Genomic DNA, 17,917 nt, shown 5'->3' on the forward strand with positions numbered 1-17,917 from the left:
GGATGGAAGGGATCAGGCAGGGAGCTCGATGGCGATGGCCGTGGCCTCACCACCGCCAATGCACAGTGAAGCCACGCCGCGGCGGCCACCGGTGCGGCGCAAGGCGTGGATCAGGGTGACGATGATGCGCGCGCCCGTGGCGCCGATGGGGTGACCCATTGCACAGGCGCCACCGGCCACATTGATGCGGTCGTGCCGCAGGCCGAGTTCGCGCATGGCGTGCAGGGCCACGACGGCAAAGGCTTCGTTGATTTCGAACAGGTCCACCTCGTCAGCACGCCAGCCGGCCTTGTCCAGCACGCGCTGGATGGCGGGCACCGGTGCAGTGGCAAACAGGCCGGGCTCGCCGGCATAGGTGCTGTGCGCCACGATGCGGGCCAGCACGGTCATGCCGCGTTGCTGGGCCACGCTGCCGCGCGTGAGCACCAAGGCCGCCGCGCCATCCGAGATGGAGGCCGAGCTGGCCGGTGTCACGGTGCCATCGGAGCGGAAGGCGGGCTTGAGCCGCGTGATCTTGTCAGGCTGGCACTTGGAGGGGGTCTCGTCCTGGCTGATCAGCACCGGCTCACCGCGCCCTTTGAGCGTGACGGGCACGATCTCGTCGGCAAACAGGCCGGCCTCCACGGCGGCGCGGGCGCGCAGCACCGAGTCGGTGGCATAGGCGTCCTGCTGGACGCGGGTATAGCCCTGCTGCTCGGCCACGAGGTCGGCGTAATGGCCCATCAGCTCGCCACCATAGGCGTCTTGCAGGCCATCAAAGAACATGTGGTCGATGGTGCGGCCATGGCCCAGGCGCTGGCCGGCGCGCTCGGCCGGCAACAGGTAAGGCGCATTGCTCATGGACTCCATGCCACCAGCGACGAAGAAGTCGGCCACGCCCGCGCGCAACTGGTCGTGGGCAAGCATGGCGGTCTTCATGCCCGAGCCGCACATCTTGCTCAGCGTGGTCGCCCCCACCGAGGCGGGCAGCCCAGCGGCAATGGCGGCCTGCCGCGCGGGCGCCTGCCCCAGGCCAGCCATGAGGCAGCAGCCCATCAGCACCTCGCCGATCTCGGCGCTGCCCGACAGGCCGGCTTGCGCCAGCGCACCGGCCACGGCCGCGCCGCCCAGCGCGGTGGCGCTCATGGCCTGGAACTGGCCCTGGAAGGCACCGATCGGCGTGCGCTTGGCACCCACGATGACGATGGAGTCTGTTTGGTGTTCGCTCATGTTGTCTCTCTCGGCGATGGCTTGCTCAGGGCACGAGGATGCCATGAACCAGGGCCTGACCAAAGCCGCAGCGGACAGGCTTGTCGTCCTAAAAACAAACTACAACGAAATGGTTAGAGCAAAAAGCAGCGCTTCGCGCCACGAAGACTGACGGGCGCTTGACATTCAACGGGTATCCCCTAACAGGTGATATCCGCATCACTTATAAAAGGCCGCACTCCTAGACTTTCCTGGCCGCCCGGGCACACCACCCGAGCAGGTTATTCCCACAACGAGCCATCCGGCCAGCGGGGCCTCACACCCCCCGCGAACGAGACCTAGGAGAAGACATGAGCAAGCGATTGAGCGCCCTGCTGGGTGCGGGACTGTCTTTGTGCGCCGTCAGCGCGTCTGCGGCCATCACCTGCGAGCCTTTGGCGGCCGGCGAAACCTACAAGGGCTACCTGGCCAGCCCAGGCAAGATCAACCCCGACAACGGCACGTGCTGGGTCAACAAGCTGTCGATCACCACGCACGACGGGGTCAAGCTCACCGCCAATGTCTTCCTGCCCAAGATCAGCAGCCCGGACCAGAAGGTGCCGACCATCATCATGGTCAACAGCTGGGTCTGCCCTGACTGGGAGTACATCGGCCAGGCCTACCGCCTCGCCAAGGATGGCTACATGGTCATCGAGTACGCCTCGCGCGGCTGGTGGAAGTCCGAAGGCATCACCAGCGTGGCCTCGCCCGACGACATCAAGGACGTGAGCGACATCGTTGACTGGCTGGGCGCCAACACGCCCGTGGACCCCGACAACATCGCCATCAGCGGCATCTCTTATGGCGCTGGCATCTCACTGCTGGGCCTGGCCCGCGAGTCCCGCATCAAGACGGCCGCTGCGTTGTCGGGCTGGTCCAGCCTGGAAGAGCAGCTCTACTTCCAGGAGACGACCAACAAGTCCAACCTGAACCTGCTGGTGGGCGTGGCCCCGGTGGCCGGCAAGCTGGACCCGGAGGTCAAGGTGCTGCAGGCCGACCTGCTCAACCCCGACACCACGCAGCAACGCGCCGACGAGATCCGCGCCTGGGCCCGCCCCCGCTCGCCGCTGTACGAGATCGACAAGCTCAATGCGCGCCGCGCACCCGTCTTCCTGAGCAAGAACTACTCGGACGAGATGTTCACGCCCAACTCGACGCTGGATTTGTTCAGCCAGCTGCAAGGCCCCAAGAAGATCCTGCTCAACCGCGGCTGGCACGCCACGGCCGAGGCACTGGGTGCCCTGCTGGGCACGGACAACTATGTGTATGACCAGGCGCACCGCTGGTTCGACTACTGGCTCAAGGGCAAGGACAACGGCATCATGGCCGAAACCCAGGTCGACATGGAGATCGGCAACGGCATCGGCCGCGAGCGCCTGGCCACCTGGCCTGACAGCACGGTGCAGAGCCTCAAGTACACGATCACACCGCGTGGCAATGTGCGCTTCGACCTGAGCTGCCTGTGCACCAAGGGCATCAACGGCGGCCTGCAGACGGCGACCAGCACGCAAAGCGGCACCGACACGCTCAGCAGCTCGGCTGACACGGTGGCCACCACCGGCATCCCGCTGGTGAGCGAGCTGCTCAGTGGCATCGAGATCTTCCCGATGACCGCTCCGGCCCTGGTCAACCGCGCCAATGGCGTCGTCTACAACGGCCCCAAGCTGGGCAGCACGCTCAAGCTGCGCGGCATCCCCAAGGTGCAGCTCAACATGCGCCCGGCGCAATCGCAAGCGCAGGTGCTGGCCTACCTGTATGACGTCGACGAGTTCGGCATCGGCAAGCTGATCACGCACAGCGCCCGTTCGGTGCACTGGGCCACGCCCGGCAAGACCATCAGCTTCCCGCTGGACTTCCACATGATGTCGTACAACGTGGCCAAGGGGCACCACCTGAGCCTGATCATCGACACCAAGGACCTGCACTACGCGCCGGCCAACAAGACCGACTTCAAGTTCGATCTGGTGTTCGGTGCGACCACGCCGGCCTCCTTGACCATTCCCTACATCAACTGATGCCTGTCGCCTGTTCACCTGCTTACAAGGTGATGCGGCACTGAGCCCAAACTGCCTCTGCGCATTGAACGCCAGCCCCCGATCGTGCCGCACACATCGGGGGCTGATGCTTTGAACCTGACAAGACAACGACCATGTTGACACTCCAGAGATGGCTGCAGGGACGATGGAGCGTCCCTCTGATCGCTTTGCTGGGCGTGGCCCTGAACATGCCTGACCTGGGCACCCGGCTGATGGGGGACGACTTTCTCCAATGGTCGCTGCTCAAGGCCAACAGCCCCGTGTCCCCGCCTCGGGGGTCGCTCTTCGGCCTGTTCGATCTGGTGAGTGGCGGCGCCGACTACGTGCAAAGCATGAAGGACTCGGGCCGCCTGCTGTGGACGGCCGCCGACACCCTGCACATGAGCTTCTGGCGGCCCGTCTCGGAGTTCTCGCACTGGCTGGACTACCAACTCTGGCCTGACTCCCCAGCCCTCATGCACGCGCACAGCCTGCTCTGGTATGCCGCGCTGGTGCTGATGCTGGGCAACTTCTACCGGCTGCTGGACCACAACCGCACCCGAAGCAGCGTGGCCGTGGGGCTGTATGCCATCAGCGGCCTGCACTTTTATGCGATTGCCTGGCTGGCTGCGCGCAACCAGCTGATCTCGACCTGCTTCACCGTGGCGGCGCTGAGTTGCCACCACCTGTGGCGCACCGGCAAGGGGCGGCGCTTTGCCGCCCTGGCCCTGGTCCTGACAATGCTGGGCCTGGCCTCGGCCGAAGCCGCCGTGGCCACCCTGGCCTACCTGGCTGCTTATGAATGGGCCCTGCGGGCCGACCGGCCCTGGCGCAACCGCGCGCTGGCCTTGCTGCCTTATGTGCTGATCGTCGTGGCCTGGCGCCTGTTCTACAACCATGCGGGCTATGGCGCCATGGGCTCGGGCAGCTACATCGACCCAGGCAGCAGCCCGGGCCGCTTCGGGCTGGCCGTGATCCTGCGGCTGCCGGCCTTGCTGCTGGCCGAGTTGACCGGCGCCTCGGCCGCCATCCCGCAGTTCTTCTCGCTCAGTGGCAAGGTGGCCTATGCCATGGGTGCCACCGCCGCCACCTTGCTGGTGGCCTGGGTGCTGCACGGCATGGGCTTGTGGCGGCACGCCTTGATGCGTTTTTATGGCATGGGCACCTTGCTGGCCCTGGTGCCCATCTGCGCCATCGAGTCCAACGACCGCGTGCTGATCAACGCCGAGATCGGCATGAACGGCATGCTGGCCCTGCTGGTCTACCACCTGGCGACAAAAGGCCGTCAGGCATCGGGCTTCAGACCACGCCTGGTTCGGGCCGGTGCCCTGCTCATCGTCGGCATCCATGCTTTGCTGTTCCCGATTGCCTGCACCACCGGGGCCTGGGTCACCAAGGCACTGACACCCGTCAGCTACAGGCAACCCTTGTCCCTGCCCGATGCCGCCGCCACGCCCGACATCCACATGATCGTGGTGAACCCACCCTTGCCCGGCCTGCTGTACTACTACCCGACGATCAGAAGCTATGCCGGCATGCACAACCCGGCGTCCATCCAGGCACTGGCCACAGGGCTGAACCAGGACCTGAGCCTGACCGTGCTGGACGCGCACACGATCAGGTTGCGCAGTGGCAAGGCCTTCCAGGAGCCCTTGATGCGCGACCTCATCACCCTGCCCTTCAAACCGGGCGACACCGTGCGCATGGGGCAGGTGCAGGTGGTGGTCGAGACCATCAACGAGCAAGGTGCGCCCCTGAGCGCGCGTTTTCGCTTCGATCAGCCGCTGCATGACCGCACCTGGACCTTCTACGTCTGGCAGGAAACGGGCTACGCGCCGCTGACCCTGCCGGCCATCGGCCACACGTTGTACCTGCCCGCCATGGACATGAAGAAGGCCATGTGGAACAGCGTGCGCCGCAAACCCTGATCCAGCCCCGACCCAGACGCATCAGGCGCGACACTTAGAATTGCTGCTTCAAGCCATCCACATGGCCTGTGATTTGCATGAGGTGTGCATCTCAGCCATGGAAGTGTTCCCGCCGCATGAAACTGACCGAGCCCATCGACTTGCTGCCCCAGGTGGGCAAGTGGCTGATCCTGGCCACCCTGGTGGCCATCCTGGCCGGCTCGGCATCCGCCCTGTTCCTGGTCTCGCTGGATTGGGCCACGGCCACGCGTGAGGCCCATCGCTGGCTGATCTGGCTGCTGCCGGTAGCCGGGTTGGTGGTGGGCTGGGTCTACCTGAAGTTCGGGCAGAGCGTGGAGGGCGGCAACAACCTGCTGCTCGACGAGATCCATGACCCGAAGAAGACCATCCCCTTGCGGATGGCGCCGCTGATCCTGGTGAGCACGGTCATCTCGCATCTGTTCGGTGCCTCGGTGGGCCGCGAAGGCACGGCCGTGCAGATGGGCGGGGCGCTGGCCGATCAGCTCACCCAGCTGTTCAAGCTCTCGCCACACGATCGTCGCCTGCTGCTGATGGCGGGCATCAGCGCGGGCTTTGCCTCGGTGTTCGGCACGCCGCTGGCCGGTGCGGTCTTCGGCCTGGAGGTGCTGATGGTCGGGCGCATGCGCTATGACGCCTTGTGGCCCTGCTTTGTGTCGGCCATCGTGGCCGATCAGGTGACCCGCCTGTGGGGTGTGCAGCACACGCATTACGCGGCCGGCCTGGTCCCCGCCCTGTCCGTGTGGACCTTGATCTCGGTCGTGCTGGCCGGCATGATCTTCGGCTTGATCGGCATGCTGTTCGCTGAAGCGGCGCACGCCTTGTCTGCCCGCATGAAGGCCTGGATCAGCTACGCCCCGCTGCGCCCGCTGTTCGGTGGCGTGGTGTTCGCGGCGGCGGTGTGGTTTGGCGATGGCTGGCGTTATGTCGGGCTGGGCCTGCCGCCCATGGTCGAGTCCTTTCAGCAGGCGGTGCCGGCCTGGGACTTTGCCGGCAAGCTGCTCAGCACCGTCTGGGCGCTGGGTTGTGGATTCAAGGGGGGTGAGGTCACACCGCTGTTCTTCATTGGCTCGACGCTGGGCAATGCCCTGGCGCCGCTCTTGCACCAGCCCATCGGCTTCATGGCCGCGCTGGGTTTTGTGGCGGTGTTTGCCGGCGCGGCCAACACCCCCCTGGCCTGCACCTTGATGGCCATGGAGTTGTTCGGCGCGCCCATCGGCATCTTCGCGGCCGTGGCCTGTGTGGTGAGTTACCTGTTCTCAGGCCACACCGGCATCTACAAATCGCAGCGCAGCGAACAGGCCAAGCATCAGTCCATGGGCTGACCTTGGCTCATGATGTGCTCCTTGCGGCCAAGGCGGCCCTGACGCCCGCGCCATAGGCCGGATCGGCCTTGTCGAAATGCGCGAGTTGCCGCGCCTGGATCTCGTTGCTCACTTGCGAGAGCGGGCCCGCGATGTTGTTGAACAGGTTGTGGCGCTCTTGCACGCTCATCAGGCGGAACAAGTTGCCGGCCTGGGTGTAGTCGTCTTCCTGGCCCCGTGCGTCGTAACGCCCCGCCACGCCTTCGAGCGGCCAGCCCGGATCACCGTGGCCCATGCCCTGAGGCGCCGTGCCTTGCGCCTCCACCGGCATGTAGTTGGCCTCCACACCGCCGTTGTCGATGGCCATGGCGCCGTCGCGCTGCTGGTTGTGGAAGGGGCAACGTGGCCGGTTGACCGGCAGGTGCTGGTGGTTGGTGCCCACGCGGTAGAGCTGGGCGTCGTGGTAGGCGAACAAGCGGCCTTGCAGCATCTTGTCGGGGCTGTAGCCCAGGCCGGGCACCACATTGGCGGGGCTGAACGCGGCCTGCTCCACCTCGGCGTGGTAGTTCACGGGGTTGCGGTTGAGCTCCATCACGCCCACGGGAATGCGTGGGAAGTCGCCATGGGGCCAGACCTTGGTGAGGTCGAACGCGTTCCAGCCGGTCTTCTTCTCCCAGCTCAGGCGCTCGCTCTCGGTCATCACCTGGAGGTAGACCTGCCAGCGCGGGAAGTCGCCCCGGTCGATCGCGTTGTACAGGTCACGCTGCGCGTAGTCGGGGTCGGCCCCGGCCAGGCGCCCGGCTTCGGCGGCACTCAGGTTCTTGATGCCCTGCCTGGTCTTGAGGTGCCACTTCACCCACACGCGTTCACCGGCCGCGTTGATCAGGCTGAAGGTGTGGCTGCCAAAGCCGTCCATGTGGCGGTAGCCATCCGGTGTGCCGCGATCGGAGAACAGCATCGTCACCTGGTGCAGGGACTCGGGTGCCCTGGACCAGAAGTCCCACATCATCGTGGGTGACTTGAGGTTGGTCTGCGGGTCGCGCTTCTGGGTGTGCACGAAATCGGGGAACTTGATCGGGTCCTTGATGAAGAACATGGGCGTGTTGTTGCCCGTCAGGTCCCAGTTGCCCTCTTCTGTGTAGAAGCGCATGGCAAAACCGCGTGGGTCGCGCTCGGTGTCGGCGCTGCCGCGCTCACCGCCCACGGTCGAGAAACGCACGAAGACCTCGGTCTGCTTGCCCACGGCCTCGAACAATTTGGCCTTGGTGTAGCGCGAGATGTCGTGCGTGACAGTGAAGGTGCCGTAAGCGCCAGAGCCCTTGGCGTGCACCACCCGCTCGGGAATGCGCTCACGGTTGAAGTGCTGGAGCTTCTCGATGAGGTGGAAATCCTGCAGCAGGATGGGGCCGCGCGGGCCTGCCGTCAGGGCGTTCTGGTTGTCGACGACGGGGATACCGGAGGCGGTGGTGAGCTTGGCCATGGCAGCAGTCCTCTTTTTGGAGTTGGGGCTGCCATGTTGAATCTGGCCGGGCAAAACGGCCAGTCGATTTTGCCTAAGAGCCTCATTGAGGAGATTTCCCCACCGCCAACGCGGGTTCAGGCACCCTTGGCCCGGCGCCGCTTCACCGCCAGCATCACCATGGCCAGACCACTGAGGGCCAGCGCATACGACTCGGGCTCGGGCACCGCCACGGGGTTGCCATTGAGGTTCACCGCCACGTTCTGCGCGCCAATGAAGGAGCCCAACTCGCCCTCGCCTGGGTGGCTGTCACCCAGCACGGGCAAGGCCTCATGGGTCTCTCCGTCGTACATGCCGCTGTAGTTGTAGAACTCGTAGCGACGCAGCACGGACTCGGCCTTCTCACCCACAGCCGCAGCGCCCCCGTTTTCCAGTTGCCCGGCCAGCGGGTTACCCGGGTCGGTCTGCAACAGCTGCCATTCGATCTCGGTGTGGTTCTCGGCTTCCTTGACCTTGGGGTTGCCGCCCATCAGCTCTTCCAGCTCGACCTTGTTGTCCAGCTCGGTGGTGTAGACCTTGACCCAGATGGCCGTGCCGAACTGCGACTCCACTTCGGGCTTGGGCGCCTGGATCTGCGCCACCACCACGGGTTGCGCCACGGCGGGGTTGGGCGAAGGTGTCACCGCCCAGACCGGTGCGGGCAGGTTGACCTTGGCGTTGCTCAACACACCCGGTGAGGACTCCAGCAGCCAGGCATAGGTGGTGTTGGTGGGGTTGCCGATGGTGCCCACGCCAAAGTGGTCACAAGGGGTGGACGGGCCATAGCCGATGTTGCCGCCGGTCCAGCAACTCTCACCCGGGGTGTTGAACACGCCGCTGGGCGTGCCCACGCTCCAGGCCCCGCCGCTGTAGATGGCCTGGTAGGTGACCTTGACGCCAAAGAGGCTGCCATTGCTGTACTCGGTGATGCTGGGCGCGCCATAGCGCTCCACCGAGGTGGGAAAGCCGCGCCCGGCCCCGCCGAAGGTGTCCGTGATGTCGGAGCTGTGCAGGCCTTCCAGGTCGATCTCGAAGCCATAAGCGGTAGAACCCGTGTCATTGACCACGTCGAAATTGCCCAGGGTGCCGAAGACACCGGCCGAGGCGGAAGAAGACAGGGCGGCCAGCAGACAAGCCGCCGCCGTGGCACGAAGGGCAAAACGATCCATGGCCTGGACTCCAATAATGTGAATTTTTCACATTTGATCAACAAGTGCGGGCCATGCCAAGAGGGGTTGCGCGCCTTTCTGCCATCGAAGTCTGATCAGGATCAAACGATGCGGGCTTGGGCGGCATCGGCCTTAAGGCAACCGTAAGACAGGCCAACCATCATGGGCAACAAGCAAGGAGCCACATGATGAACAACTTCCACCGTAGCTGGCGCCAACCGGCGCTCCGCACCGGACGCGTCGCCGGGCTCGTGACTGGCCTGCTCATGGCCCTGTCTGCCCAGGCCCAGACCAGCACACCCGCGCAACTGCTGTCGCAATACAGCCAGCAAGCCGGCACCCGCCCGGACGCCAGCAAGGGCCAGCAGTTTTTCACCAGCAAACATGGCCGTGAATGGGCCTGTGCCAGCTGCCACGGGGCAACCCCGACGGGAACGGGCCAACACGCGGCCACCGGCCGGCCCATCCGCCCCTTGGCGCCGGGCTTCAACCCCGAGCGTTTCACCGATGCAGCCAAGACCGAGAAATGGTTTCGCCGCAATTGCAATGACGTGGCCGGGCGTGAGTGCACCGCAGCCGAGAAGGCCGACGTGCTGGCCTGGCTGCTGACGCTCAAGCCTTGAGCCCGCACCCAGCGCCCACACAAGGAGCCACACCATGATGATCAAGCGACGAATGCCGAGTCTGCTCACTGCCAGCCTCCTGCTGGCTTTCACGAGCTTCACGGTCCATGCCGACGATGACGAGCACGAAGGCCGTGCCCGCATCCCCTTGCTGCCCAAGTACCAGCAAGAGTGCTCGGCCTGCCACGTGGCCTACCCGCCCGGCATGCTGCCCGCCGCCTCCTGGCAGCGCCTGATGAACGGCCTGCCCAAACACTTCGGCACCGATGCCTCACTGGATGCGGCCACCACCAAGGCCTTGAGCACCTGGCTCACCGCCAATGCAGGCTCACGCAGTGCACCGCCGCAAGACCGCATCACCCAGTCCTCGTGGTTCCTGCATGAACACGACGAGGTGCCCACCCGCACATGGCAACGCGTCAGCATCAAGAGCCCCGCCAATTGCGCGGCCTGCCACACGCGTGCTGATCAAGGAGATTTCAATGAACGATTCATCCGCATCCCCCGCTAAGGTCCTGGTCTGGGACATGCCCGTGCGGCTGTTCCACTGGCTGATGGTGCTGTGCTTTGCCGGCGCCTACCTCACGGCCGAGACCGAACGCTTTCGCCTGGTCCACGTGACCCTGGGCTACACCATGGCTGGCCTGGTGGCCTTCCGCCTGATCTGGGGCCTGATGGGCACACGCTACGCCCGCTTCAGCAGCTTTGTGCGCGGGCCCGGCGCGGTGTGGCGCTACCTGCGCTCTCTGCCTGGCGGCCGGCCTGAGCACCATGTGGGGCACAACCCCGCCGGTGCGCTGGCCATCGTGCTCATCCTGGGCCTGACCGCCATGGTCACCAGCACCGGCTGGGCCAACTACAACGAGTTGGGCGGCGAATGGCTGGAAGAGACCCACGAGGTGCTGGCCAACCTGATGCTGCTCATCGTGGGCGTGCACGTGGCCGGCGTCGTGCTCAGCAGCTGGCTGCACAAAGAGAACCTGGTGCGCGCCATGGTCACGGGCCGCAAGCCGGGGCAAGCGCAGGACGGCATCCGCCGTGCATGGCTCAGCGTGGCGGCGCTCATGCTGGTGGCCGTGCTGGGTTTCTGGTGGCAGCAGTGGCAAACTGCACCACAACAAACCGCCCAGCACAGCATGGGCCAGGTCCACACCGGTGGCGCCACCGATGACGACGATGACGACTGAGCCAAGCCCATCCACACGACACCATGCGCATCCTGCTTGCTGAAGACGACCCCCTGCTGGGCGACGGCCTGCAAGCCGGCTTGCGCCTGCATGGCTTCCAGGTGGACTGGGTGCAAGATGGCGAGGCGGCCGAGCGCGAGCTGCGTGCGCAAGACTACGGCGCAGCCGTGCTGGACCTGGGCCTGCCCAAGCGCGATGGCATGGACGTATTGGCCATGGCGCGCCGTGCCGGCCTGACCTTGCCCATCCTGGTGCTGACCGCCCGCGACGCCGTGCCCGACCGCATCAAGGGCCTGAACCAGGGCGCCGATGATTACGTCATCAAGCCCGTGGACCTGGATGAACTGGCGGCCCGCTTGCGTGCCCTGATCCGGCGCTCGCATGGCCAACCGGTAGAACACCTGCGGGCGCAGGATGTGGCGCTGGACCCGGCCTCACGCACCGTGCTGCAGGCCGGCGAAGTGGTCAACCTGTCCGGCCGCGAGTTCGACCTGCTGCACGCGCTCATGCTCAATGCAGGCCGCGTGCTGTCGCGCGAGCAGCTGGAGCAGCACCTCTACAGCTGGGGCCAGGAGGTCGAGAGCAACGCCGTCGAGGTGCATGTGCATCACCTGCGTCGCAAGCTGGGCAATGGCCTGATCCAGACCGTGCGCGGCGTGGGCTACATCCTGCCCAAGACCGCAGCGTCGCAAGCATGACCGCCACAACATCCATCCAGACCCGCTTGCTGCTGCTGGTGATCGGCAGTGTGCTCACCGTGTGGCTGGTGGCCGCCGGCCTGACCTGGGGCGATGCCCGCCACGAACTCGATGAACTGCTGGACAGCCACCTGACCCAGGCCGCCGCCCTGCTGGTGGCCCAGCAGGGCTTCGAGCACGACGATGATGAACACGGGCTGGATGCCCCGGTGCTGCACCGCTATGCGCCCAAGGTGGCCTTTCAGGTCTTCCATGAGGGGCGGCTGTCCATGCGCACGGCCAACGCACCCGCCAGACCCATGGTGGACATGGCCGAGCATTGGCGCGAAGGCTTTCGCACCGTCGAAATCGAGGGCGTGCGCTGGCGCATCTTTGCCACGCATGGCGCCGAGCGTGATGTGCAAGTCTATGTGGGCGAGCAGATCGACTCGCGCGGCGACATCCTCAAGGCCATCTTGCGCAGTGTGTTGTGGCCCATCGCCTTCGCCCTGCCGGTGTTGATGCTGGCCGTGTGGCTGGCCATCCGGCGCGGCCTGCTGCCTTTGCGCCAGATCCAGGGTGTGCTGCAAAGTCGCCAGGCCGATGCACTGGACCCCGTGCATCTGCCCGCGCTGCCTGCCGACCTGGCGCCGATGCTGGACGCGCTCAATGCCTTGTTCGGCCGCATCTCGACCCTGCTGAGTGCCGAGCGGCGCTTCACGGCCGACGCGGCCCATGAACTGCGCACCCCGATTGCGGCCATCCGCACACAGGCCCAAGTGGCGCTGGCCGAAACCGACGAGGCTCCGCGCCGGCATGCCCTGCAGGCCACGCTGGCGGGCTGTGACCGCGCCACCAGGCTGGTCGAGCAGTTGCTGACCTTGTCCAGGCTGGAGGCCGGCCAGCCCCTGCCCATGGGCACCGTGGACCTGGCCCCGCTGACGCGCCAGATCATGGCCGACATCACGCCCCAGGCCCTGGCGCGTGGGCAAACGATTGAATTGCAAGGCGCCGAGCACAGCCCTGTTCAAGGTGACGCCGCCTTGCTGGCCGTGCTGGTGCGCAACCTCATCGACAACGCGGCCCGCTACAGCCCCGATGGCGCGCGCATCCTGGTCACCTTGGGTGAGGGCCGGCAAGCGCCGCAACTGAGCGTGGAAGACAGTGGCCCGGGCCTGAGCGACGCCGATCTACCCAGGCTGGGTGAGCGCTTCTTCAGGGTGCTGGGCAGCGGGCAAAGCGGCAGCGGCCTGGGGTGGTCCATCGTGCGCCGGATCGCGGCCGTGCACCATGCCGAGATCGACACCCAACGCTCGGCGCAACTCGGTGGCCTGGCGGTGCGGGTGCGCTGGCCGACCAAGCCGTGAGCACGGGGCCGGAGCGCTACTCGATCAGCAAGAGCCCACGCAGCTTGTTCGAGCTGCTGTCCACCGTGTTCATCGCCGCCCACAGCCGGTCCACCTTGACCAACCACGGGCCGAAGTCGCTGTTGACATCGAGCACCAGCACCAGGTCCTCATCGGCCAGATAACCTGCGATGGGTGAATGGTGCCCACCACCTGATCCGAACAGCGGACGCCGCGAGAAGTTGATCACATAGCGCCGCGTGGGGTCGTTACTCAGCTTCATATGCTGGCGAAACGCCACCAGGTCCAGCCCCCGCATCACCGTGACCTGCTTGCCCAGTTTCTGCCGGGCAACATTGGCGAGTTCATCCAGCGTCAAGCCCTTGGGCAGGTAGCCCAGCACCGTGCTGACATCGGTGCCATCCAGGATGCTGCCCTGATCGGCAGCCTGCCCCCAGGAGTGCAGCACATTGGCCAGGCTGGTGGGGCCGCAAAACGTGAAGTTGCGCTGGTACTCAATGTGCGGCTTATAGCGCGACGCGGCGGGCAAAGCCCAGGCACGGGCGAGCAAGGCGGCATCCTGATAAACCGGCAGGGCCTTGATCGACCCTTGCGCGGGTGTCGATGCGGGTGTCGAGGCAGGCGCCGGAGCGGATGCAGGGGCAGATGCAGCTGTTAGTACCGACGCCGATGCCGATGCCGCCAATACAGGCTCCGGCGCCCTGGCCAACGGCACCTCGGCCCAGCCCAATGAGGGCCATGCGCCACCCACCGCAGCAAGCAAGGCCCCAACGAGCGCCCCGCTCAGCGCAGCGCGCCGCAGCCATGCACGCCCCTCACCGTGATCCAGCTGCTTCATATCAGGGCCACCATGGCAAAGGCTCACTCTTCGCTGCTGGGGTCGGCCGCGTCATCAGCCCGGTCTTCCTTGGCCTGGCGGTCCAGCTTGTCTTTCAGCTCGCGCGCATCCTGGATCAGCACCGACGTGGGCTTGGCCGGTGCCAACCGCCAGGCGGGCGGCGGCAAGGCCGCCACATAGCGCTCGGTGAAAGCCTGGCCGGTGCGCTGCTCGTTGAGCCAGATGTGCAGCCCCAGGCCCACCAGGTACATGGTGGCCACACCCACCGTCACCCCGGCCCGGTGCCCCGGCAGGATCAAGCCCAGGTGGGCCCAGATCAGCGCGCACAAGACGCCAGCCCCCACCACACCTGAGACATGAGACAGGAAGGACCAGTCCGTCGCAAAGGCCAGCAGGGGCAGCACCGCGTCCAGCACCGTCCACACCAGGCCGTAAATCAAGGTCAGCCGCAGGTGCGCCAGGTAGTCCAGCTTGCCCTGGAACAGCTTGCTGCCCAAGGACCAGAAGAGCGCCCAGCCCATCGTCACGCCCAGCAAGATCAGGCTGGAGCTGAGGTAGTTGTTGAGCGGTGTGCCGGGGTCGTTGTCCAGCCATTCGTCAAACAGCATGGCCAGCAGGGACACCAGCAGCAAGGGCAGCACCACGCGCCACAAAGGCGCCCCCACCGGGGCCAGCGCGGCCTGCACCAGATGGCGGTCCAGCGGGCGCTCGGGTGCCATGGGCTCGCTGGCCAGGCGCACGCGCAGCCGCGTATTGCCCAGCCTCAGCGCACGCGCCACATCCAGCGCCATGGCCTCGCCGGCCTGCAGGTGCTTGTTGCCCACCACCGCACCGTTGATGGTCTCGCCCACACGCAGGTGCACCTGCCCGTTGACCTCGTCCAGCTCGGCGTGCAGCGGTGCCAGGTGGGGGTCGTCCAGCACCAGGTCGGCCTCGAAAGAGCGGCCGATCTTCATGGGCCAGCGGTAGACCAGCGTGCTTTGCAGCACGTGGCCATCGCGGTCCAGGCGCTCGATCAGCGCGAGGGGCGCTTCGATTCGGCTTCGGCCTTCTTCGTTGGGATCCATCCGTAACCCTTGAGGTAGAAATCAGCCAGCTTCATGGCGTTGTCAAAGCTCACGCCCTTGGCGTCGAACCGGCCTTGCGCGCCGGCGGTGTCATCGTTGAGCGTGGCCACCAGTACGCCCATGTCATACAGGCCGGGCAGCTTCTTGTAGGCATTGAGGCAGATGACGGCGCGCATGGGCAGGCCATCGTTGGTGACGAAACGCTCGCTGCATTGCGCCGCGGTGCGCGCGCCGGCGCCGCCGAAATACTCGTTGCGAAAGCTCTTTGAATACTGCCGCGCAAAGCGCCAGGCGCCCAGCTTGCTGCCGTCGTAGATCTCGTGGCGCGTGGCCAGGTTGCCCGTGTACAGGCTGCTGTTGATGAACACCGACTGGTTCATGGAGCAGTCCGAGCGCTCGAACTCCAGGCCCTTGTTGTCGGGCTGCGTGCTGTTGCCCCAGCAGCGCATGAAGGTCTCTGGCGGCACGGGGATGCGGTAGTGCTCGTGCCCCGCCGAGCGCCAGGGCTGGGCCATGAAGCGCTTGGTCAGCAAGTCCTGGTGCACCACCAACTGGCGGGTCAACTCGGGGTAGACGGCCTGCTTGATGGGCGTGGCCTTGCGCGCGCGCAGCAACAGGTCTTCGGCAAAATCAGAGGGCACCAGGAAGCTCACCTGCTGCCCGTCCAGGCGCGTGGCCACGTTCACGCCCATGACACGCCCCTGCTCATCCAATGTGGGCCCACCGCTCATGCCGGGGTTGAGCGAGCCGCTGAAGAACACCGTGGGGTAAAAGCCCCGGTCAACCAGGCCGTTGTAGGTGCCCTCCACCACGGCAAAGCCCACGTCCAGCGGGTTGCCCAATGAGTAGATACGCTCGCCCTTGTCCAGCGGCGTGGTGCGCGGCCGAAACGCCAGGCCCTTGATCGCGGCAGCGCCCGCTTCGCTGGGCCGCACCACGGCCAGGTCATGCGCCACATCGAAGGCCAGCAGCTCCAGTGCGCCCTGGCGGCCATCCACACCCGCATACGTCAGGCGATAGCGCTGGGGCTGCAAGGCCACCTGGCTGACCACGTGGTAGTTGGTGATGATGAGGCCACCGTCACCCACAAAAAAGCCCGATCCCACCGACGACTGGCTGCCCTGCCCGCTCAGCAAGGTGCGCACCTGCACCAGCTGGTGGCGGGCCTGTTCGTAGAGCTTGTGGGCCGATGAGGACACGACCTCCGGCGCGGAAGCCGCGACCGGCGCCGGCGCTGCAACGGCATCCGACGAGTCTGATGGAACCGACGGCAGGGGCGATGCCGCATGGGTGGCCACGCACCAGGCGCCGGCTACCCCACACAACACCGCACGCAGCCTCCCTGCAGGCATGAAGCGGATGGTCATTGGCCCATTCTAGCCAGCCCGCTGCCGCTCATGGTGGACACGAAACAACCATAATGGGCCCCTTCACTGATCTTTGCTCGAGGCCTGACGATGACGTGGATGATTCTGGGACTGGTGCTGTTTCTGGGCGTGCATTCGGTGCGCATCGTGGCCGACGACTGGCGCACGCAAACCCGCGCGCGCATCGGCGAGATGCCCTGGAAGGGGCTGTACTCGCTGGTGTCGATTGCCGGCTTCGTGCTGATGGTCTGGGGTTTCGGACAGGCCCGTCTCCAGCCTGAGGTGCTGTGGACACCGCCGGTGGCCATGCGTCACATCGCGGCCTTGCTGGTGCTGATCTCGTTTGTGTTGCTGGCCGCCGCCTATGTGCCGGGCAACGCCATCAAGGCCCGCCTGCATCACCCCATGATCCTGGCCGTCAAGGTCTGGGCGCTGGCCCACTTGCTGGCCAATGGCAAGCTGGCCGATGTGGTGTTGTTCGCCGCCTTCCTGGTCTGGGCCATTCTGGATTTCCGCAGCTCGCGCCAGCGTGACCGTGCCGAGGGCACCACCTACCCGGCCGGCAACACGGTGGGCACCGTGCTCACGGTCGTGGTGGGCGTGGCGGCCTGGGCGGCCTTTGCCTTCTGGGGGCACCAGGCCCTGATCGGCGTGGCGCCGATGACCCGCGGGGGCTGATGCCACCGGGCACATAACTGTATACTTATACAGTTATGGATCCCGCCTCCCACGCCTCATCCTGGGCGCCAAGCCGCGCGCACCTCTCGCGCCTGATGAAGATCTGGCGCTCGGCGGGCTGGCCTTGTCGTGACCCGATCGAGCTGGACCTGCTGGCCGCCGGCCTGATCGCGGCGCACACCGACCCGGATGGCCGCGACACCCTGCGCCTGAGCACCTCGGGCTTGGCGGCCTTGATCGCCAGCCGCCAGCGCAATCTGCGCGCCATGAGCCGGCATGAACGGCTGGCGCAGCGCGTGGCCCGGCAACTGGCCGACGCCGGCCGGCTGGTCTGGCTGGAACTGGCTTTGCGTGCCCATGTCAGCGCGCATGCAAGCGCCCCTGTGCAAGCCACCGCTGATCCCGCCTTGACGGCCGCCGAGCCCCTGCCCGATCTGGGCTTGTGGCCTGCCGAGGCTTCAGCCAGCGCGCCATCACCCGAACCCAAAGGCGCCTGGCGCATGGCCCGCCCCGATGTGTTCTCGGTCCGCCACACCTCGGTCGAAGCCTATCTGCAGCCCGTCGTGCACGAGATCAAGGTCAGCCGTGCTGATCTCTTGTCCGACCTGCGCCATGCCGTCAAGCGCGAGTCCTACCAATGGCTGTGCAGCGCCTGCTATTACGTGTTCCCGGCTGGCATCGCCAAACCCAACGAGATCCCCGAAGAGTTCGGCATCTGGCTCGTGCATGGTGACATCGACAGTGGCCAGCTGGAGCAGGTTCGCCCCGCCCGGCACGTGAGCCGCCCCTTGCCCTTCCCGGTCTGGATGGCGCTGGCCAAGTCCACGCCCTGGCGGCCGGATGAGCTGGCCGAAGCGCAAGCTCACCTGGGTGAGCCCGGCGCCACCGGCCCAGGCCCACAAACCGACGCGCCGAGCCAACCCGATCAGCCCAAGGCTTGATGCGCCTCACGTC

General features: G+C 66.1%; 16 protein-coding genes. 10 read left to right on the plus strand and 6 right to left on the minus strand.

Translation table 11 applies throughout. From position 1 onward, the window contains the following. Positions 1 to 12: 12 nt before the first annotated feature. Positions 13 to 1,209 carry an acetyl-CoA C-acyltransferase gene (locus tag HY019_RS05100; RefSeq protein ID WP_290688871.1) on the minus strand — a complete coding sequence of 399 codons (1,197 nt, stop codon included), beginning with the start codon at positions 1,207 to 1,209 and terminating at the stop codon, positions 13 to 15. A 329-nt stretch (positions 1,210 to 1,538) separates the two neighbouring features. On the opposite strand from HY019_RS05100, the gene HY019_RS05105 reads away from it, so the two are divergent. From HY019_RS05105 to HY019_RS05115, 3 genes are all read left to right on the plus strand, one after another. After that, positions 1,539 to 3,242 carry a CocE/NonD family hydrolase gene (locus HY019_RS05105; RefSeq protein ID WP_290688873.1) on the plus strand — a complete coding sequence of 568 codons (1,704 nt, stop codon included), beginning with the start codon at positions 1,539 to 1,541 and terminating at the stop codon, positions 3,240 to 3,242. Positions 3,243 to 3,376: 134 nt separating this feature from the next. Next, the gene (locus tag HY019_RS05110; RefSeq protein ID WP_290688874.1) at positions 3,377 to 5,170 is read left to right on the plus strand and encodes a hypothetical protein; all 1,794 of its coding nucleotides are present in this window, start codon (positions 3,377 to 3,379) and stop codon (positions 5,168 to 5,170) included. Positions 5,171 to 5,286: 116 nt separating this feature from the next. Then, positions 5,287 to 6,513 carry a voltage-gated chloride channel family protein gene (locus HY019_RS05115; RefSeq protein ID WP_290688876.1) on the plus strand — a complete coding sequence of 409 codons (1,227 nt, stop codon included), beginning with the start codon at positions 5,287 to 5,289 and terminating at the stop codon, positions 6,511 to 6,513. Positions 6,514 to 6,520: 7 nt separating this feature from the next. Here HY019_RS05115 and HY019_RS05120 read toward each other — a convergent pair whose 3' ends face one another. Both HY019_RS05120 and HY019_RS05125 read right to left on the minus strand, forming a co-directional pair. After that, positions 6,521 to 7,972, minus strand: a complete 1,452-nt coding sequence (locus HY019_RS05120) for a catalase (protein ID WP_290688878.1) — start codon at positions 7,970 to 7,972, stop codon at positions 6,521 to 6,523. A 116-nt stretch (positions 7,973 to 8,088) separates the two neighbouring features. Then, complete coding sequence (locus HY019_RS05125; RefSeq protein ID WP_290688880.1) at positions 8,089 to 9,159, minus strand: PEP-CTERM sorting domain-containing protein; 1,071 nt, start codon at positions 9,157 to 9,159, stop codon at positions 8,089 to 8,091. A gap of 266 nt (positions 9,160 to 9,425) precedes the next feature. Here HY019_RS05125 and HY019_RS05130 point away from each other — a divergent pair, with 266 nt between their 5' ends. Genes HY019_RS05130 through HY019_RS05150 form a run of 5 tightly spaced genes read left to right on the plus strand, consistent with a single transcriptional unit; the run spans position 9,426 to position 13,013 of the window. Then, positions 9,426 to 9,782, plus strand: a complete 357-nt coding sequence (locus HY019_RS05130; protein WP_290689175.1) for a DUF1924 domain-containing protein — start codon at positions 9,426 to 9,428, stop codon at positions 9,780 to 9,782. 40 nt (positions 9,783 to 9,822) lie between these two features. After that, entirely contained in the window at positions 9,823 to 10,293 is a 471-nt protein-coding gene (locus HY019_RS05135; protein ID WP_290689177.1) for a diheme cytochrome c, read from the plus strand. Beyond that, on the plus strand, positions 10,265 to 10,969 hold the full coding sequence (locus tag HY019_RS05140; RefSeq protein ID WP_290688882.1) for a cytochrome b/b6 domain-containing protein: 705 nt from the start codon (positions 10,265 to 10,267) through the stop codon (positions 10,967 to 10,969). Before HY019_RS05135 ends, HY019_RS05140 begins: the two co-directional genes overlap by 29 nt. Positions 10,970 to 10,992: 23 nt before the next feature. Continuing rightward, entirely contained in the window at positions 10,993 to 11,667 is a 675-nt protein-coding gene (locus HY019_RS05145; RefSeq protein ID WP_290688883.1) for a winged helix-turn-helix domain-containing protein, read from the plus strand. Then, positions 11,664 to 13,013, plus strand: a complete 1,350-nt coding sequence (locus tag HY019_RS05150) for an ATP-binding protein (RefSeq protein ID WP_290688884.1) — start codon at positions 11,664 to 11,666, stop codon at positions 13,011 to 13,013. Before HY019_RS05145 ends, HY019_RS05150 begins: the two co-directional genes overlap by 4 nt. A gap of 16 nt (positions 13,014 to 13,029) precedes the next feature. Here HY019_RS05150 and HY019_RS05155 read toward each other — a convergent pair whose 3' ends face one another. Genes HY019_RS05155 through HY019_RS05165 form a run of 3 tightly spaced genes read right to left on the minus strand, consistent with a single transcriptional unit; the run spans position 13,030 to position 16,285 of the window. Next, positions 13,030 to 13,851 carry a phytochelatin synthase family protein gene (locus HY019_RS05155; protein WP_290688885.1) on the minus strand — a complete coding sequence of 274 codons (822 nt, stop codon included), beginning with the start codon at positions 13,849 to 13,851 and terminating at the stop codon, positions 13,030 to 13,032. A gap of 23 nt (positions 13,852 to 13,874) precedes the next feature. Further along, on the minus strand, positions 13,875 to 14,918 hold the full coding sequence (locus HY019_RS05160; protein WP_290688886.1) for an FHA domain-containing protein: 1,044 nt from the start codon (positions 14,916 to 14,918) through the stop codon (positions 13,875 to 13,877). After that, on the minus strand, positions 14,867 to 16,285 hold the full coding sequence (locus HY019_RS05165; RefSeq protein ID WP_290688887.1) for a serine protease: 1,419 nt from the start codon (positions 16,283 to 16,285) through the stop codon (positions 14,867 to 14,869). Before HY019_RS05165 ends, HY019_RS05160 begins: the two co-directional genes overlap by 52 nt. Positions 16,286 to 16,375: 90 nt before the next feature. On the opposite strand from HY019_RS05165, the gene HY019_RS05170 reads away from it, so the two are divergent. Together HY019_RS05170 and HY019_RS05175 are read left to right on the plus strand one after the other, a co-directional pair. Beyond that, entirely contained in the window at positions 16,376 to 16,963 is a 588-nt protein-coding gene (locus HY019_RS05170; RefSeq protein ID WP_290688888.1) for an NnrU family protein, read from the plus strand. Between the two features lie 35 nt (positions 16,964 to 16,998). After that, positions 16,999 to 17,904 (plus strand): hypothetical protein, encoded by a 906-nt coding sequence (locus tag HY019_RS05175; RefSeq protein WP_290688889.1) that lies wholly within the window; start codon positions 16,999 to 17,001, stop codon positions 17,902 to 17,904. Positions 17,905 to 17,917: the final 13 nt, after the last annotated feature.

It is taken from the genome of Aquabacterium sp. (genome assembly GCF_016195855.1).
GTDB lineage: Bacteria > Pseudomonadota > Gammaproteobacteria > Burkholderiales > Burkholderiaceae_C > Aquabacterium.

Coding starts and splice junctions, on each gene's coding strand:
- HY019_RS05100 (WP_290688871.1), bottom strand. CDS start 1,209: ATGAGCGAACACCAAACAGACTCCATCGTCATCGTGGGTGCCAAGCGC.
- HY019_RS05105 (WP_290688873.1), top strand. CDS start 1,539: ATGAGCAAGCGATTGAGCGCCCTGCTGGGTGCGGGACTGTCTTTGTGC.
- HY019_RS05110 (WP_290688874.1), top strand. CDS start 3,377: ATGTTGACACTCCAGAGATGGCTGCAGGGACGATGGAGCGTCCCTCTG.
- HY019_RS05115 (WP_290688876.1), top strand. CDS start 5,287: ATGAAACTGACCGAGCCCATCGACTTGCTGCCCCAGGTGGGCAAGTGG.
- HY019_RS05120 (WP_290688878.1), bottom strand. CDS start 7,972: ATGGCCAAGCTCACCACCGCCTCCGGTATCCCCGTCGTCGACAACCAG.
- HY019_RS05125 (WP_290688880.1), bottom strand. CDS start 9,159: ATGGATCGTTTTGCCCTTCGTGCCACGGCGGCGGCTTGTCTGCTGGCC.
- HY019_RS05130 (WP_290689175.1), top strand. CDS start 9,426: ATGGCCCTGTCTGCCCAGGCCCAGACCAGCACACCCGCGCAACTGCTG.
- HY019_RS05140 (WP_290688882.1), top strand. CDS start 10,265: ATGAACGATTCATCCGCATCCCCCGCTAAGGTCCTGGTCTGGGACATG.
- HY019_RS05145 (WP_290688883.1), top strand. CDS start 10,993: ATGCGCATCCTGCTTGCTGAAGACGACCCCCTGCTGGGCGACGGCCTG.
- HY019_RS05150 (WP_290688884.1), top strand. CDS start 11,664: ATGACCGCCACAACATCCATCCAGACCCGCTTGCTGCTGCTGGTGATC.
- HY019_RS05155 (WP_290688885.1), bottom strand. CDS start 13,851: ATGAAGCAGCTGGATCACGGTGAGGGGCGTGCATGGCTGCGGCGCGCT.
- HY019_RS05160 (WP_290688886.1), bottom strand. CDS start 14,918: ATGGATCCCAACGAAGAAGGCCGAAGCCGAATCGAAGCGCCCCTCGCG.
- HY019_RS05165 (WP_290688887.1), bottom strand. CDS start 16,285: ATGACCATCCGCTTCATGCCTGCAGGGAGGCTGCGTGCGGTGTTGTGT.
- HY019_RS05170 (WP_290688888.1), top strand. CDS start 16,376: ATGACGTGGATGATTCTGGGACTGGTGCTGTTTCTGGGCGTGCATTCG.
- HY019_RS05175 (WP_290688889.1), top strand. CDS start 16,999: ATGGATCCCGCCTCCCACGCCTCATCCTGGGCGCCAAGCCGCGCGCAC.